Here is a 13,921-nt window from a genome sequence, read left to right as displayed (position 1 = left end):
GGGCGTGCGCAGTTCCATGACGCCGATATCAGCGGCAGCCGCTTCTCGTTTGCCAATCTCGCACGGGCGGACTTCCGAGGAGCGAGGTTCACCGCGCCGATAGACTTTGACCGCGCCTTTTTCTTTCTGACCCGTATCGAGGGCGTCGACCTTTCCAATTCGGCGGGTCTGTCCCAGTGGCAGCTCAACATGGCTTGCGGAGACGCCCGGACCGAGTTGCCTTCTGGCCTGACGAGGCCTGAAGATTGGCCCTGTCAATTCCAGCAGGAATAGTTGTCGGCAAGCGAACTGCGGCAATGCTGCACCCGACAGGATTCGAACCTGTAACTTTGTGCCGCGGGCATGCCCATTAAGGTCGAAGCCACCACCCGAGACGGCGAACTCCGGATATCCCTGTCTAATGCCGGAGAGCCCATTCCGCACGAGACAATGCAGGGGATCAGCATTAAGGAATATAATCCTCCCGTTGCGGCGAGCCCTTCAACGGAGAATCGCCATGACTCGAAAGACCCTCGCCGACACTCTGTCCGCCCGCGAAACCATCTATGTCAATTGTGCGCACCCGATGTGCTGCAAATCGACGAAACTTGACATCCAGGCGCTGATTGACAGGCTCGGCCATGACCACGGCTCGATGCATGGCGACTTGGTCGGGCTCTTTGTCTGCTCAAATTGCAAGGCTGCCGGCCGTGACCGACCTTCTTCGCATGCATTCCTGACTACGAAGGCCATCAGCGGGGCGCAATCGCGACTGGAAGCCAACTTTCGAACGAAGGGGCTGAAAGTGGCCGGCGCCGCTTGGGGGGCGTTGGGGTAGATTGCCTGTAGGCGCCGGCGGGGCGGATTGGGGTCCGCAGACGCGAATCCTGGGGGCTGCCCTGCGGTTTTTTCCGGACACTCCGATTCCCAAGCAAAGTCAACGAAGGGGCGGCGGCATGGTGGCCGAGCTTCATCGTTTGCGGACGTTAGGAACGGAAAGGCCGCAACTCACAAAGCGAAACACTAACAGACGCTTAAATGGGTATCTGGCGGAGAGAGCGGGATTCGAACCCGCGTTACGGTTTCCCGTAAACACACTTTCCAGGCGTGCGCCTTCAACCACTCGGCCACCTCTCCGTCTTTAGCATTTTCGACGCGGCCGGTTTCGCCGCGCGGGTTGGGGAGATGCATCTCCTTTGGGATTCCGGCCGAAATTGCGGCCGCGGGCGCCGTCAACCAGCGGATACCCTTCCCGCACCTGAGCCGTCAAAGCAACAGGCGCGGGGCTCATCTAGTCGATCCGGTGCCGAATGCCAAGACATAACGGCACTCTATTCGCTTTGCCGCATAGGGAGGCTCCGTCCAGCCACCGGCGCACCGTTTTGCCGATGCGGCAGCAGCTGACCCGATGTGGACAGCCGGCGAGTTTGTCGACGCGATCGGAGGCGTCTTCGCCGTCCGGCGCGTCACCGGCTCCGGCGCAAACCGGCGGCGTAGGTTCAACTTCGCGTGTCGCGATTGCGAATAAAGCACGCAGATCCTATTTAGCAGTCCACACGACATTCTGATAAGCTCCTGGGGAGGAAGGGTCCGGATGTTCCGCTTTATCTTCCGTCTTGCCGCAATGATCGCGCTTTCGGTTTCGGTCATCATGGCCGTGCTCGATGCGACCCGCTCGGTGGCGGCTTCGGCGCTGGTGATGACCCCGCTCAATACCAGCTGGCTCGCGGTTTCGCCGGATACGCGCAGCGCCTTCGAAAGCTTCGTTCGCGACAAGGTCAATCCGCTGCTGTGGGACGGTGCCATCGCCTGGGTGCTCAGCCAGCCCGGCTTCGCCGTGTTCGCGGTGCTGGCGTTCATTCTTTATGCCATCGGTTACAGGCGGCAGCGCCCCAGCGGGCGGTTCGCCGCAACCTGACATTTCAGCCTGACCCGGTGTTCCCGTACCGGAGAGGCTCAACCAAGAAGAAAAGGAAACCACACTATGTTTCTCAGCGACATGCTGAACAAGAAGCTCAACCTGCCGAAGCCCGCCGAGGCGCTGCCCGGCCGCGACCGGCCGATCCCGACCGCATCGAAGCACTTTGTCTCGAACAGGCCGCTCAAGGGCCCTTATCCCGAAGGGATGGAAACGGCGATGTTCGGGCTGGGTTGCTTCTGGGGCGCCGAGCGCCTGTTCTGGCAGGTCGAGGGCGTTTGGGTCACGGCGGCCGGCTTTGCCGGCGGCGTCACGCCCAACCCGACCTATCAGGAAACCTGCACCGGCCTCACAGGCCATGCCGAAGTCGTGCTCGTCGTCTACGATCCCAGGATCGTGTCCTATGCCGAGCTTTTGAAGCTGTTCTGGGAAAGCCACGACCCGACGCAAGGCATGCGCCAGGGCAATGATGTCGGCACCACCTACCGCTCGGCGATCTATACGTTCAACGACGCGCAGTACCAGGCGGCGCTCGCCTCGCGCGATGCCTACGAGGCTTCGCTGCGCGGTGCCGGACGCGGCAAGATCACCACCGAGATCGCACCGGCGCCGGAATTCTACTTCGCCGAGGAAGACCACCAGCAATATCTGGCAAAGAACCCCTACGGCTATTGCGGCCTGCAGGGAACCGGCGTCTCCTGCGCCATTCCGGCCGCCGTCTCCGCCTGATTTATGCCCTGACGCAAGGAATATGCTGTGGCGCCGCGATGCGGCGCCATGCTTTTCCAAAGGGTCAAAATTCCACGTGAATTTTGTTTCGGGCCGTGCCAGATTGACCCGAAGCGGGAGGAAGACACTCCTGCCTGACGCTGCATGCCTGCCGGAGAACCGGGCCGGCATGCGGTGCATAATGGACAAATAACCGACAGGGGTGTGGATCACATGAAACGTATCGTTCTCGGCCTTATGGCCGCAGCTGCAATGGTTCTTCCGACCTTCGCCGCGGACATTCAACCCGCGATCCTCTATGATCTCGGCGGCAAGTTCGACAAGTCGTTCAACGAAGCGTCCTTCAACGGCGCCGAAAAGTTCAAGACCGAGACCGGCATCCCCTATGTGGAATTCGAGGTCAGCAACGCCACCCAGCGCGAGCAGGCGCTGCGCCGCTTCGCCGAGGACGGCCGCAATCCGATCGTCATGGCTGGCTTCTCCTGGGCCGACGCGCTTGACAAGATCGCCACCGAGTTCCCCGACACCAAATTCGCCATCATCGACATGGTCGTCGACAAGCCCAATGTCCGCTCCCTGGTCTATAAGGAGCAGGAAGGCTCGTACCTCGTCGGCGTGATGGCGGCGATGGCTTCCAAGACCAAGAAGGTCGGCTTCGTCGGCGGCATGGATATTCCGCTGATCCGCAGGTTCGGCTGCGGCTATGTCGGCGGCGCCAAGGCGGCCGGCGCCACCGACGTCATCCAGAACATGACCGGCGATACTCCGGCAGCCTGGAACGATCCGGCCAAGGGCGGCGAGATCGCCAAGACGCAGATCGACCAGGGCGCCGACGTAATCTACGCGGCGGCAGGCGGCACCGGTGTCGGCGTGCTGCAGGCAGCGGCCGACGCCGGCAAGCTCGGCATCGGCGTCGATTCCAACCAGAACGGCCTGCAGCCCGGCAAGGTGTTGACCTCCATGGTCAAGCGCGTCGACGTTGCCGTCTACAACACCTTCATGGATGCCAAGAACGGCAAGTTCACGGCGGGCGTCAACGATCTCGGCCTCAAGGAAGGCGGCGTCGACTACGCCATGGACGACAACAACAAGGCGCTTGTCGACGACGCGATGAAGGCAGCGGTCGAAAAGGCCAAGGCCGACATCATCGCCGGCACCATCAAGGTCCACGACTACATGTCGGACAATGCCTGCCCGTATTGATTGATCGACATCGCACACTGACGAGCCGCCGGGTGAAAGCCCGGCGGTTTTGCATTGTCAGCCACTCACCAGTGCGGCGGCTTGGTCACCGGCACGTCGGGTGCGGCCTGTTCCTCCAGCGCCAGGAAGCGCTCGGCCAGCGCGTCGAGCTTGCGCTGCATGCGCTCGATCACCTTCCACTGCTCGGCGATCTGGCCTGACAGTTCCTCGATGGTCTTCTCCTGCTCGGCGGCGCGGATTTCCAGCGTCGTCAGCCGGTCGTCAGGCATGGTCATCCCAAATCCTCGATCAGGCGATTGTGCAGGCTGCGGCCACGTTGGAAATTGACAAGCATGGCGGGATTTGTCGAGAGTGAACCCTGCTCCGGGCAATTGGCATAGACCCAATTGGCACAGACTGGGCGTCATGCTAGGCGTTTGACCAAGCGGTAAAAAAATAACAGTGGGAACAGGCTGCATGGCGCAAGCCGCAATCGAGCTGATCGGCATCGACAAGAGCTTTGGCGCCGTGCGCGCCAACCGCGACATCAATCTGGAGATTATGCGCGGCACCATCCATGGCATCGTCGGTGAGAACGGCGCCGGCAAGTCGACGCTGATGTCGATCCTCTATGGTTTCTACCAGGCCGATTCCGGCGAAATCCGTGTCGGCGGCCAGCCGGCATCGATCAAGACACCGAATGATGCGATCGCGCTCGGCATCGGCATGGTGCATCAGCATTTCATGCTGGTCGACAATTTCTCGGTCTTGGAAAACGTCATTCTCGGCGCCGAAAGCGATGCACTGCTGAAGAAGAGCATCGCCAAGGCGCGTTCCGAGCTGGAGCGGCTCGAGCGCGAATACGGGCTCGAAGTCGATCCCGACGCCATCATCGAGGAGTTGCCGGTCGGCCTGCAGCAACGCGTCGAAATCCTCAAGGCGCTCTATCGCGGCGCCGAAATCCTGATCCTCGACGAGCCGACGGGCGTGCTGACGCCGGCCGAGGCCGACCATCTGTTCCGCATCCTCAGGCAGCTGAAGGAGCAGGGCAAGACGATCGTGCTGATCACCCACAAGCTGCGCGAGATCATGGCGATCACCGACACCGTCTCGGTGATGCGCCAGGGCACGATGGTGGCGACACGCGAAACCAGGAAGACCACGGTCGAGGAACTGGCGGAGCTGATGGTCGGCCGGCGCGTGCTGCTGCGCGTCGAGAAGGGCGAGGCGAAGGCCGGCGGCGTCAAGCTCGCGGTCAAGAATCTGACGGTCAAGGATTCCCGCGGCGTCACCATGGTCGACGACGTCTCCTTTGACGTCCATGCCGGCGAGATCGTCGGCATTGCCGGCGTCGCCGGCAACGGGCAGTCCGAATTGCTCGAGGCGATCTCCGGCATCAGGCATGCCGTTTCTGGCTCGGTCATGCTCGACGGCAAGCCGATCGACCTCACCGGCGCCGCCGACCCTGGCGAGCTGCGCGAGCGTGGCCTTGCTCATGTGCCGGAGGACCGCCATCACGTCGGGCTGGTGCTGGCCTTCGAGGAGAACGAGAATTCGATCCTCGGCTACCAGGACGACGAGCGCTATCTGAAGGGGCCGTTTCTCGACATCGACGCCATCCGTGACGATGCCCGGGACAAGATCGTCAAATATGACATCCGCCCGGCGGACTGCCGCCTCAAGACCGCCAATTTCTCCGGCGGCAACCAGCAGAAGATCGTGCTGGCGCGGGAAATGGAACAAGATCCCGGCGTGTTGATCGTCGGCCAGCCGACGCGCGGCGTCGATGTCGGCGCCATCGAATTCATCCACAAGCGCCTCATCGCCATGCGCGACCAGGGCAAGGCGGTGCTGGTGGTTTCGGTCGAACTCGACGAGATCCGCTCGCTGTCCGACCGCATCCTGGTGATGTTTGCCGGCCGCATCGTCGGCGAGCGCGGCCCCGACGCGACCGAGGGCGAGCTCGGCCTGCTGATGGCCGGCGTCGAGCAGCGCGAGGCGGCGGAATGAGCACTCCCTATGCCAAGCTGCCGGCCTGGGCCGACTACGTCCTGATCCCGCTGATCAATCTGTTCGTCGCCTTCGTCGTTGCCGGCTTCGTCGTCATATTGGTCGGCGAGAACCCATTGCGCGCGGCGGTCATCCTGGTCGAGGGTGCCTTCGGCCGCGGCCAAGGCATCGCGTTCACGCTTTTCTATGCCACCACCTTCATCTTCAGCGGGCTTTCGGTGGCGGTTGCGGCGCATTGCGGCCTGTTCAACATCGGTGGCGAGGGCCAGGGCTATATCGCCGGTCTCGGTATCGGCATCATTTGCCTGGCCTTCGACAGCGTGCTGCCCTGGTGGCTGACCTTCCCGATTGCCATTATCGCCGCCGCGGCGATGGGCGCGCTGTGGGCGCTGATCCCGGCCTATCTGCAGGCCAAGCGCGGCTCGCACATCGTCATAACCACCATCATGTTCAACTTCATCGCCGCCAGCGTCATGGTCTATGCGCTGGTGGGGATGCTGAAGCCGCCCGGCTCGATGGCGCCGCAGACGCGCACCTTCCTCGAAGGCGCGCAATTGCCGAAGCTCAACTGGGTCATCGAATTGTTCGGCGCCAAAATCCGTTCGGCGCCATTCAACGTCAGTTCCCTGCTGGCGCTGGCCATGGCCTTTCTGGTGTGGGTGCTGATCTGGCGCACGAAGCTCGGCTACGAGATGCGCACCTATGGCCACAGCCCGAAAGCCGCGCGTTATGCCGGGATTTCGGAGATACGCATCATCATCATTGCGATGATGATGTCGGGCGCGCTGGCCGGCATGATGGCGCTCAACCCGACGATGGGCGACCAGCACAATGTCGCGCTCGAATTCGTTTCGGGCGCCGGTTTCGTCGGCATCGCGGTGGCGCTGATGGGTCGCCTGCACCCGGTCGGCATCGTGCTGGCGGCGATCCTGTTCGGCATGCTCTACCAGGGCGGCGCCGAGCTCGCCTTCGAGATGCCGGCGATCAGCCGCGACATGATCGTCATCATCCAGGGTCTCGTCATCCTGTTCGCCGGCGCGCTCGAGCATATGTTCCGGCCCTATGTCCAGGCGTTGTTCGCCTCGCTCAGCCCGAAATCGGTCGGCATGGAAGCGGTCAAAGGGAAGGGCGCCTGAGATGGATTTCTTCAACGCCATCGTACAGGTCCTGGACTCGACCATCCGCCTTTCGGTCCCCTTGCTGCTCGCCTGCCTCGCCGGCCTCTATTCGGAGCGGGCCGGCGTCTTCGACATCGGGCTCGAGGGCAAGATGCTTGTCGGCGCCTTCGCCGGTGCGGCCGCCGCCTCGGTCTTCCACTCGGCCTATATCGGCCTCGGCATGGCCATCCTCATCTCGGTTGCCTTCGCGCTGATCCACGGCTTTGCCTCGATCACCCATCGCGGCAACCAGATCGTTTCCGGCGTCGCGATCAATTTCATTGCCGCCGGATCGACGATCATGCTCGGCCAGGCCTGGTTCCAGCAAGGCGGGCGCACGCCGGCGCTGGCCGCCGGCGAGCGCTTCGAAGCAATCATCTGGCCGGGCGCGGATGCGCTCAGGGGCGTCCCGATTCTCGGGCCGATCTATTCGGAACTCATCTCCGGCCATTCCGTCCTGGTCTATCTCGCCTTCCTGGCCGTGCCGTTCACCTGGTGGGTGCTGTTTCGCACCCGCTTTGGGCTCCGCCTGCGCGCTGTCGGCGAGAACCCGGCCGCGGTCGACACCGCCGGCATCTCGGTCGCCTGGCTGCGCTACCGAGCGCTGATTTGCACCGGTGTGCTCACCGGCATTGCCGGCGCCTATCTGTCGATGGTGCAGAATGGCGGCTTCGTGAAGGACATGACCGCCGGCAAGGGCTACATCGCGCTGGCCGCGCTGATCTTCGCCAAATGGAAACCGGTCAACGCCATGTTCGCCTGCCTGCTGTTCGGCTTCCTCGACGCCGCGTCGATCCGCCTGCAAGGCACGCCGCTGCCGCTGATCGGCAAGGTGCCGGTGCAATTCATGCAGGCGCTGCCCTATGTGCTGACCGTCATCCTGCTTGCCGGCTTTATCGGCAAGGCAATCCCGCCGCGCGCCGGCGGCGTGCCTTATGTCAAGGAACGCTGATCTATCATGGCTCATGATCTGTTCGAAGCGGCGAAAGCCGCCATGGCCAAGGCCTATGCGCCCTATTCGAAATTTCCGGTCGGCGCGGCGTTGCGCACCGAGGACGGCCGTGTCTTCACCGGCGCCAATGTCGAGATCGCGTCCTATCCTGAGGGCTGGTGCGCCGAAACCACCGCGCTCGGCCACTACGTCATGGGCGGCGGCGGCAAGATCACGGAAATCGCCGTGATCGCCGAACGCGTGGCAAAATGCTCGCCCTGCGGCGGCTGCCGGCAGCGGCTGGCCGAATTCTGCCGGCCGGAAACGAAGTTCTATCTCTGCGATGACAGCGGCGTGGTCGAGACCGTGACCATGGGCGAGTTGTTGCCATACGGGTTTGAAGGCGATGTGCTGAAATGAAGGAAGCGCTCGATCACCTCGTCGAAAGGCTGGATGGGCTGGCGCCGACCACCGCCTTGGTGCTGGGGTCAGGGCTTGGCGGGCTCGTCGACCAGGTCGAGGATGCGGTGCGCATCTCCTACGCCGACTTGCCGGGGTTTCCCCGAAGCGGCGTCAGCGGCCATGCCGGCGAGGTGGTGGCGGGGCTCTTTGCCGGCACGCCGGTGCTGATGCTGTCCGGCCGCGCACACTATTACGAGCACGGCAACGCAGCGGCAATGCGGCCGGCGCTGGAAGTGCTCGCCGGCCTCGGCATCTCCCGGCTGATCCTCACCAACGCCGCCGGTTCGGTCGATCCCGGGATGGGTCCGGGCTCGGTAATGCTGATCACCGACCATATCAATTTCTCGGGGTCCAACCCGCTGATCGGCGAACCGAGCGACCGCCGTTTCGTCGGCCTGACCGAAGCCTATGACGCCGGTCTCCGCTCCGCCATCGAGCGGGCGGCGAAGGCGACCGGTACCATGCTGCACAAGGGCGTCTATATGTGGTTCTCCGGTCCATGCTTCGAGACGCCCGCCGAGATCCGCATGGCGCGCGTCATGGGCGCCAACGCGGTCGGCATGTCGACGGTGCCGGAGGTCATTCTCGCGCGCTTCCTCGGGCTGCGCGTCGCCGCGTGTTCGGTCGTGACCAACCTTGCCGCCGGCATGACTGGAGCCGAGCTGTCGCACCAGGAGACCAAGGACATGGCGCCGGTCGGCGGTGCGCGGCTGGCGACCATCCTGCAGCGTGTTTTTCAGGACGGGCTTCCGGAGCACAGGGTCGACGCCTGATGCTTCCCCAGGAAATCATCCGCCGCAAGCGCGACGGGCAGAAGCTGTCGGCTGAGGAGATCGCGTTCTTCATCGAGGGCCTGACCGCCGGCACCGTTACCGACGCACAGGTCGGCGCCCTCGCCATGGCGGTATTCTTCAACGGCATGAGCCGCGACGAGGCGGTGGCGCTGACTATCGCGATGCGCGATTCCGGCGATGTGCTCGACTGGTCGGATCTGCCCGGCCCGGTCACCGACAAGCATTCGACGGGCGGCGTCGGCGACAATGTCTCCTTGATGCTGGCGCCGATCGTCGCTGCCTGCGGCGCCTATGTGCCGATGATTTCCGGCAGGGGTCTGGGCCATACCGGCGGCACGCTGGACAAGATGGATGCCATCCCCGGCTATGTCAGCCAGCCGGATGTTGCGCGCTTCCGCAAGACCGTGCTCGAAACCGGCTGCGCCATTATCGGCCAGACCGCAGACCTCGCACCTGCCGACGCCAGGCTCTACGCGATCCGCGATGTGACGGGAACGGTCGAATCGGTGCCGCTGATCACCGCCTCGATCCTGTCGAAGAAGCTGGCGGCCGGCCTTGGTTCGCTGGTGCTCGACGTCAAGGTCGGCAACGGCGCCTTCATGGAGAAATCGCGCGACGCAACCGCGCTGGCCAACAGCCTGGTCGAGGTCGCCAATGGCGCCGGCCTGAAGGCATCGGCGCTGGTCACCGGCATGAACGAGCCGCTGGCCTCCGCCGCCGGCAATGCGGTCGAGGTGCGCAACGCCGTCGATTTTCTCACCGGCCGCTTTCGCGACCGGCGGCTGGAGGACTTGACGCTGACGCTGGCCGCCGAGATGCTGCAATCGGCAGGCCTGGTGTCGTCCAACCAGGACGGCCTGCGCCGCGCCGCCGAGACGCTGGCCGGCGGCCGCGCCGCTTCCATCTTCGCGCGCATGGTGGCGGCACTGGGTGGTCCCGCCGACTTTGTCGACAATCCGGAAAAATATCTGCCGAAAGCGGCAACGGAATTCGCGGTCAAGGCGAGCGCGAACGGCTTTGTCTCCGGCATCGCGACGCGCGAGATCGGGCTTGCCGTGGTCGGGCTTGGCGGCGGGCGGACGCGGCCCGACGACAGGATCGATCACGCCGTCGGCATCACCAGGCTGTTGCCGGTCGGCGCCGAAGTGCGGGCCGGCGAAGCGCTGGCACTAGTCCATGCCCGAAATACCGGGGATGCCGAAGCGGCCGCGGCCGTCGTGCTTTCGGCCTATACGATCGGCCCTTCCAGACCGGCCACGGAGAAAACCGTCATCCGGCGGATCCTGCCCCGCGGATAGAGCCCATTCCGATGGTATCGAATGGGCTCTATCTTTCTTGGACCATGATCTTGTCCGACGACCGGTCCCCTTTTCGCTGGCGTGGACCTGCGGTTCGGGATCACGGCCTACTGAACCAGCAGCAGCGTGCCGTCTTCGACCTGGTATTTTTCGAGCCGCTGCAGAAAGCTCATGCCGATCAGGTTGGTGTGCAGCGCCCTGTCGTCGAGCACGACGGCCTCGACGCCCTCGACGGTGATCCTGCCGATCTGCAGCCGATCAATCGTCACCACGGCGGCCTTGATCGCACCGTTGGCGGTGTTGACCTGATGGCTGAAGTCCGTCGGATTGAGCGAGATGCCGATCCTGCGCGCGGTCGAACTGTTGATGGCGACGAGCGTCGCGCCGGTATCGATCATGCCGTCGATCTGTCGGCCGTTCAACTTGAAGACCGACATGAAATGCCCGCGCGCGTCCGCGGTGACGACGACCTTGCGGCCGAGCGGCTGCGGCGTCGCCGGCCTGTCCCGAACGGCGGCGAGATTCAGGTCGGTTTGGGTGTCGGCCGGCCTGGCTCCGATGGCGGATTTCAACAGCCGCTCGATTACCTGTGAATTGGACTGATATACGATCGGCAGCGATGCCGACGTTCCGGCAAACACGCCAAGGATGAGAAGCTTGCGCAGCATGGACCGGCCTTTGTGGTTGCCGATCCTTAGTCCGACATGGTGTTTGCCGCTTTAACGAATGCGGAAACCAGCCGTTTGCGTAAACAGTCGGTAAACGGATCTATTTGGTGCCGTACATGCGGTCGCCGGCATCGCCAAGGCCGGGCATGATGTAGCCCTTCTCGTTGAGCTGGCGGTCGATGGAAGCGGTGAAGACGGGAACATCGGGATGCGCGTGGGTGAACCGCTCAAGGCCCTGTGGTGCCGCCAACAAGCAGAGGAAGCGGATGTTGGTGGCACCGCGGCCTTTCAGCTTGTCGATCGCCGCGATCGCCGAATTGGCGGTCGCCAGCATCGGGTCGACGACGATCACCAGCCGGTCGGCGAGGTCGCCCGGCGCCTTGAAGAAATACTCGACCGCTTCCAGCGTCTCATGGTCGCGGTAGAGGCCGATATGGGCGACACGCGCCGCCGGCACCAGATCGAGCAGGCCTTCGAGCAAGCCGTTGCCGGCGCGCAACACCGAGGCGAAAACCAGTTTCTTGCCCTCCAGCGTCGGCGCCTCCATCGTCTCGATCGGCGTCTCGATCGTCGTCGTCGTCAGTTCCAGGTTGCGGGTGACCTCGTAGCCGAGCAGCAGCGAGATCTCGCGCAGCAGCCGCCGGAAGCCGGCCGTCGAAGTCTCTTTCTTGCGCATGATGGTCAGCTTGTGCTGGACAAGCGGATGGTCGACGACGGTGACGCCCTTCATGGTGTTCTCCAACTGCGCAAGTGAATGGTCAATCGTGAATAGTGAATAGTGAACTGGTTTGCGAGTCCTTGGTGCGCGGCAAAGCCCGCAGTTGACGGACCGAAGCGCCGGGTGAGCCATTCACCATTCACCTGCCCTTGGCGCCGAGCCTGCCGAGCAGCGCCGCCCTGGTCTTCCTGTCGACGAAGGCTGCCTCGATGGCCGTCCTGGTGACGGCGGTGAGCGCCTTGTCGTCCATCGCAAAATGCTCGGCGGCGATGTCGTATTCGCGTTTCAGCGAGGTCCAGAAATAGGGCGGGTCATCGGAGTTGAGCGTCACCTTGCAGCCCGCCGCCTTCAAGGCGGGAAAGGGATGGTCGGCGAAACTGTCAAAGATTTTCAGCGCGATGTTGGAGCCGGGGCAGCATTCGAGCACGACGCCTTCGTCGGCGATGCGCCGCACGAGATCGGGGTTCTCGATGGCGCGCACGCCATGGCCGATGCGAGACGGGCGGATGTGGTCGAGTGCCGCCTCGACGCTCTCCCAGCCCATCAATTCGCCGGCATGCACGGTGATGCCGAGGCCGGCCTCGCGGGCGATCTCGAAGGCCCTGACATAATCTTCCAGATCACCTATCCGCTCGTCGCCGGCGACGCCGAAACCGGTGACCAGCGGATGCCCACACCGGGCGGCGAAACGTGCCGCCCGTTCGATCGATTCGACACCGAAATTGCGCACGCCGGTGACGATCATGCGGCCTTCGATGCCGGTCTTCGCCTTGGCGCGGGCCATGCCTTCGCCGAGCGCGTCGGTATAGGCCTTCGGCGACAGCCCAGCCTTGCTTGCATGGTCGGGCGAGGTGAAAACCTCGGAATAGATGGCGCCGTCGCGGGCGAGGCTGGTCAGGTAGTGATCGGCCAGCCGCGCATAGTCTTCTTCGGTGCGGAACAGGTCCGACGAGAAGTCGTAGGCGGCGAGGAAAGAGGTGAAGTCGTGCCACACGAAGGAGCCGTCCTGGATGTAGGGCGAGGCATCCTTGCCGTATTTCTCAGCCTGGCGGAGGACGAGTTCAGGCGCCGCTGCCCCTTCGATGTGGCAGTGCAGTTCTGCTTTCAAAGGCATTCAATTATCCCGTCAGGCTTTTTTTCTTATGACGCAAGTTCCTGTCGGAACCGTGTGACACTTCTCCGGAACCTGCTTCGAAGCGCGGCCGAACACCGCGCCTTAAACAATAGCGCCCGCACCATCGATCGGCTATGGTCCCGCCGATTTTATGGCGGATCAAAACGATGTCGGTTGAAAGAACCACTGCTGCGGGCGGCATGGAAACCTCCTATGGTTTCAAGCGGGTAGGACCAGGCGACAAGCAGTCCCTGGTCAATGATGTTTTCCACAAGGTGGCGAACCGCTACGACCTGATGAACGACCTGATGTCGGCCGGGTTGCATCGGTTGTGGAAGGACGCCTTGGTCGCCTGGCTCAATCCACCGAAGCGGCCGGGCTGGAGCGTTCTCGACGTTGCCGGCGGCACCGGCGATGTCGCCTTCCGCATCGTCGAGGCGAGCGGAAGGCACGCTCATGCAACGGTTCTCGACATCAACGGCTCGATGCTCGCCGTCGGCCGCGACCGGGCCGAGAAAAAGGGCCTGTCGGTAAATACCGATTTCGTCGAAGCCAATGCCGAGGAACTGCCTTTTGCCGATGCTACTTTCGATGCCTACACCATCGCTTTCGGCATCCGCAACGTGCCGCGCATCGATGTGGCGCTCGCCGAAGCCTGTCGCGTGCTGAAGCCCGGCGGGCGCTTTCTCTGCCTCGAATTCTCCGAGGTCGAGATGCCGCTGCTCGACAAGGTCTACGAAGCATGGTCGTTCAACGCCATCCCGCGGATCGGCAAGGTGGTGACCGGCGATGGCGAGCCATATTCCTATCTGGTCGAATCGATCCGCAAATTTCCCAATCAGCAGAATTTCGCGACGATGATTTCGCGCGCCGGCTTCGAGCGCGTCTCTTTCCGCAACTACTCCAGCGGCATCGCCGCGCTCCATTCGGGCTGGAAGCTTTGAGGCTGGCCCGTATCTTT

The 13,921-nt window shown here is 63.3% G+C and carries 16 protein-coding genes and 1 tRNA gene; 12 read left to right on the top strand and 5 right to left on the bottom strand.

The genetic code is table 11. The features are described from left to right. Both NKJ35_RS13870 and NKJ35_RS13865 read left to right on the top strand, forming a co-directional pair. The coding region (locus NKJ35_RS13870) for a pentapeptide repeat-containing protein (RefSeq protein WP_352647717.1) at positions 1-273 on the top strand (273 nt) is incomplete at its 5' end. Positions 274-496: 223 nt separating this feature from the next. Continuing rightward, positions 497-817, top strand: coding sequence for a hypothetical protein (locus NKJ35_RS13865; protein WP_352647715.1), 321 nt, complete (start codon positions 497-499; stop codon positions 815-817). 209 nt (positions 818-1,026) lie between these two features. On the opposite strand, the gene NKJ35_RS13860 is transcribed toward NKJ35_RS13865, so the two are convergent. Continuing rightward, positions 1,027-1,116, bottom strand: a tRNA-Ser gene (locus tag NKJ35_RS13860). Positions 1,117-1,573: 457 nt separating this feature from the next. Between NKJ35_RS13860 and NKJ35_RS13855 the strand changes: the two genes are divergently transcribed. From NKJ35_RS13855 to NKJ35_RS13845, 3 genes are all read left to right on the top strand, one after another. Beyond that, the gene (locus tag NKJ35_RS13855; RefSeq protein WP_352469464.1) at positions 1,574-1,897 is read left to right on the top strand and encodes a hypothetical protein; all 324 of its coding nucleotides are present in this window, start codon (positions 1,574-1,576) and stop codon (positions 1,895-1,897) included. A 66-nt stretch (positions 1,898-1,963) separates the two neighbouring features. Then, positions 1,964-2,626 (top strand): peptide-methionine (S)-S-oxide reductase MsrA, encoded by a 663-nt coding sequence (gene msrA, locus NKJ35_RS13850; protein WP_352647713.1) that lies wholly within the window; start codon positions 1,964-1,966, stop codon positions 2,624-2,626. Positions 2,627-2,839: 213 nt separating this feature from the next. Then, complete coding sequence (locus tag NKJ35_RS13845; RefSeq protein WP_352647711.1) at positions 2,840-3,829, top strand: BMP family lipoprotein; 990 nt, start codon at positions 2,840-2,842, stop codon at positions 3,827-3,829. Positions 3,830-3,894: 65 nt separating this feature from the next. Here the strand turns inward: NKJ35_RS13845 and NKJ35_RS13840 are convergent, their stop codons facing one another. Then, the gene (locus tag NKJ35_RS13840; protein ID WP_031194007.1) at positions 3,895-4,104 is read right to left on the bottom strand and encodes a SlyX family protein; all 210 of its coding nucleotides are present in this window, start codon (positions 4,102-4,104) and stop codon (positions 3,895-3,897) included. 181 nt (positions 4,105-4,285) lie between these two features. Between NKJ35_RS13840 and NKJ35_RS13835 the strand changes: the two genes are divergently transcribed. The 6 genes from NKJ35_RS13835 to deoA are packed head-to-tail and all read left to right on the top strand — an operon-like array spanning position 4,286 to position 10,460. Then, the gene (locus NKJ35_RS13835) at positions 4,286-5,818 is read left to right on the top strand and encodes an ABC transporter ATP-binding protein (RefSeq protein WP_352478115.1); all 1,533 of its coding nucleotides are present in this window, start codon (positions 4,286-4,288) and stop codon (positions 5,816-5,818) included. Continuing rightward, positions 5,815-6,954, top strand: a complete 1,140-nt coding sequence (locus NKJ35_RS13830; RefSeq protein WP_352647709.1) for an ABC transporter permease — start codon at positions 5,815-5,817, stop codon at positions 6,952-6,954. Before NKJ35_RS13835 ends, NKJ35_RS13830 begins: the two co-directional genes overlap by 4 nt. A gap of 1 nt (position 6,955) precedes the next feature. After that, positions 6,956-7,927 carry an ABC transporter permease gene (locus tag NKJ35_RS13825; RefSeq protein ID WP_254816863.1) on the top strand — a complete coding sequence of 324 codons (972 nt, stop codon included), beginning with the start codon at positions 6,956-6,958 and terminating at the stop codon, positions 7,925-7,927. Between the two features lie 6 nt (positions 7,928-7,933). Then, on the top strand, positions 7,934-8,326 hold the full coding sequence (gene cdd / locus NKJ35_RS13820) for a cytidine deaminase (RefSeq protein ID WP_023675315.1): 393 nt from the start codon (positions 7,934-7,936) through the stop codon (positions 8,324-8,326). Beyond that, positions 8,323-9,141 carry a purine-nucleoside phosphorylase gene (locus NKJ35_RS13815; RefSeq protein ID WP_352647706.1) on the top strand — a complete coding sequence of 273 codons (819 nt, stop codon included), beginning with the start codon at positions 8,323-8,325 and terminating at the stop codon, positions 9,139-9,141. Before cdd ends, NKJ35_RS13815 begins: the two co-directional genes overlap by 4 nt. Beyond that, complete coding sequence (gene deoA, locus NKJ35_RS13810) at positions 9,141-10,460, top strand: thymidine phosphorylase (protein ID WP_352647704.1); 1,320 nt, start codon at positions 9,141-9,143, stop codon at positions 10,458-10,460. Before NKJ35_RS13815 ends, deoA begins: the two co-directional genes overlap by 1 nt. Positions 10,461-10,567: 107 nt before the next feature. On the opposite strand, the gene NKJ35_RS13805 is transcribed toward deoA, so the two are convergent. The 3 genes from NKJ35_RS13805 to NKJ35_RS13795 form a co-directional block, all read right to left on the bottom strand. After that, the gene (locus tag NKJ35_RS13805; protein ID WP_352506393.1) at positions 10,568-11,128 is read right to left on the bottom strand and encodes a TIGR02281 family clan AA aspartic protease; all 561 of its coding nucleotides are present in this window, start codon (positions 11,126-11,128) and stop codon (positions 10,568-10,570) included. A 100-nt stretch (positions 11,129-11,228) separates the two neighbouring features. Beyond that, a complete protein-coding gene (gene upp, locus NKJ35_RS13800) occupies positions 11,229-11,858 on the bottom strand; it encodes a uracil phosphoribosyltransferase (protein ID WP_352647702.1) in 630 nt (209 codons plus the stop codon). Between the two features lie 127 nt (positions 11,859-11,985). After that, on the bottom strand, positions 11,986-12,960 hold the full coding sequence (locus tag NKJ35_RS13795) for an adenosine deaminase (RefSeq protein WP_254816868.1): 975 nt from the start codon (positions 12,958-12,960) through the stop codon (positions 11,986-11,988). A 167-nt stretch (positions 12,961-13,127) separates the two neighbouring features. On the opposite strand from NKJ35_RS13795, the gene ubiE reads away from it, so the two are divergent. Next, entirely contained in the window at positions 13,128-13,904 is a 777-nt protein-coding gene (ubiE, locus tag NKJ35_RS13790) for a bifunctional demethylmenaquinone methyltransferase/2-methoxy-6-polyprenyl-1,4-benzoquinol methylase UbiE (protein WP_352647700.1), read from the top strand. Positions 13,905-13,921: the final 17 nt, after the last annotated feature.

Origin of the sequence: Mesorhizobium sp. M0136 (genome assembly GCF_040322515.1) — a bacterium.
Lineage (GTDB): Bacteria > Pseudomonadota > Alphaproteobacteria > Rhizobiales > Rhizobiaceae > Mesorhizobium.
Note: the sequence above shows the minus strand (reverse complement) of the source record. Positions and strands in the feature narration are given on the sequence as shown.

Excerpts from the sequence above, each read along its gene's own strand:
- NKJ35_RS13835 (WP_352478115.1), top strand. The coding sequence starts at position 4,286 with ATGGCGCAAGCCGCAATCGAGCTGATCGGCATCGACAAGAGCTTTGGC.
- upp (WP_352647702.1), bottom strand. The coding sequence starts at position 11,858 with ATGAAGGGCGTCACCGTCGTCGACCATCCGCTTGTCCAGCACAAGCTG.
- NKJ35_RS13855 (WP_352469464.1), top strand. The coding sequence starts at position 1,574 with ATGTTCCGCTTTATCTTCCGTCTTGCCGCAATGATCGCGCTTTCGGTT.
- msrA (WP_352647713.1), top strand. The coding sequence starts at position 1,964 with ATGTTTCTCAGCGACATGCTGAACAAGAAGCTCAACCTGCCGAAGCCC.
- NKJ35_RS13815 (WP_352647706.1), top strand. The coding sequence starts at position 8,323 with ATGAAGGAAGCGCTCGATCACCTCGTCGAAAGGCTGGATGGGCTGGCG.
- deoA (WP_352647704.1), top strand. The coding sequence starts at position 9,141 with ATGCTTCCCCAGGAAATCATCCGCCGCAAGCGCGACGGGCAGAAGCTG.
- NKJ35_RS13840 (WP_031194007.1), bottom strand. The coding sequence starts at position 4,104 with ATGACCATGCCTGACGACCGGCTGACGACGCTGGAAATCCGCGCCGCC.
- NKJ35_RS13825 (WP_254816863.1), top strand. The coding sequence starts at position 6,956 with ATGGATTTCTTCAACGCCATCGTACAGGTCCTGGACTCGACCATCCGC.
- cdd (WP_023675315.1), top strand. The coding sequence starts at position 7,934 with ATGGCTCATGATCTGTTCGAAGCGGCGAAAGCCGCCATGGCCAAGGCC.
- ubiE (WP_352647700.1), top strand. The coding sequence starts at position 13,128 with ATGTCGGTTGAAAGAACCACTGCTGCGGGCGGCATGGAAACCTCCTAT.
- NKJ35_RS13830 (WP_352647709.1), top strand. The coding sequence starts at position 5,815 with ATGAGCACTCCCTATGCCAAGCTGCCGGCCTGGGCCGACTACGTCCTG.
- NKJ35_RS13865 (WP_352647715.1), top strand. The coding sequence starts at position 497 with ATGACTCGAAAGACCCTCGCCGACACTCTGTCCGCCCGCGAAACCATC.
- NKJ35_RS13795 (WP_254816868.1), bottom strand. The coding sequence starts at position 12,960 with ATGCCTTTGAAAGCAGAACTGCACTGCCACATCGAAGGGGCAGCGGCG.
- NKJ35_RS13805 (WP_352506393.1), bottom strand. The coding sequence starts at position 11,128 with ATGCTGCGCAAGCTTCTCATCCTTGGCGTGTTTGCCGGAACGTCGGCA.
- NKJ35_RS13845 (WP_352647711.1), top strand. The coding sequence starts at position 2,840 with ATGAAACGTATCGTTCTCGGCCTTATGGCCGCAGCTGCAATGGTTCTT.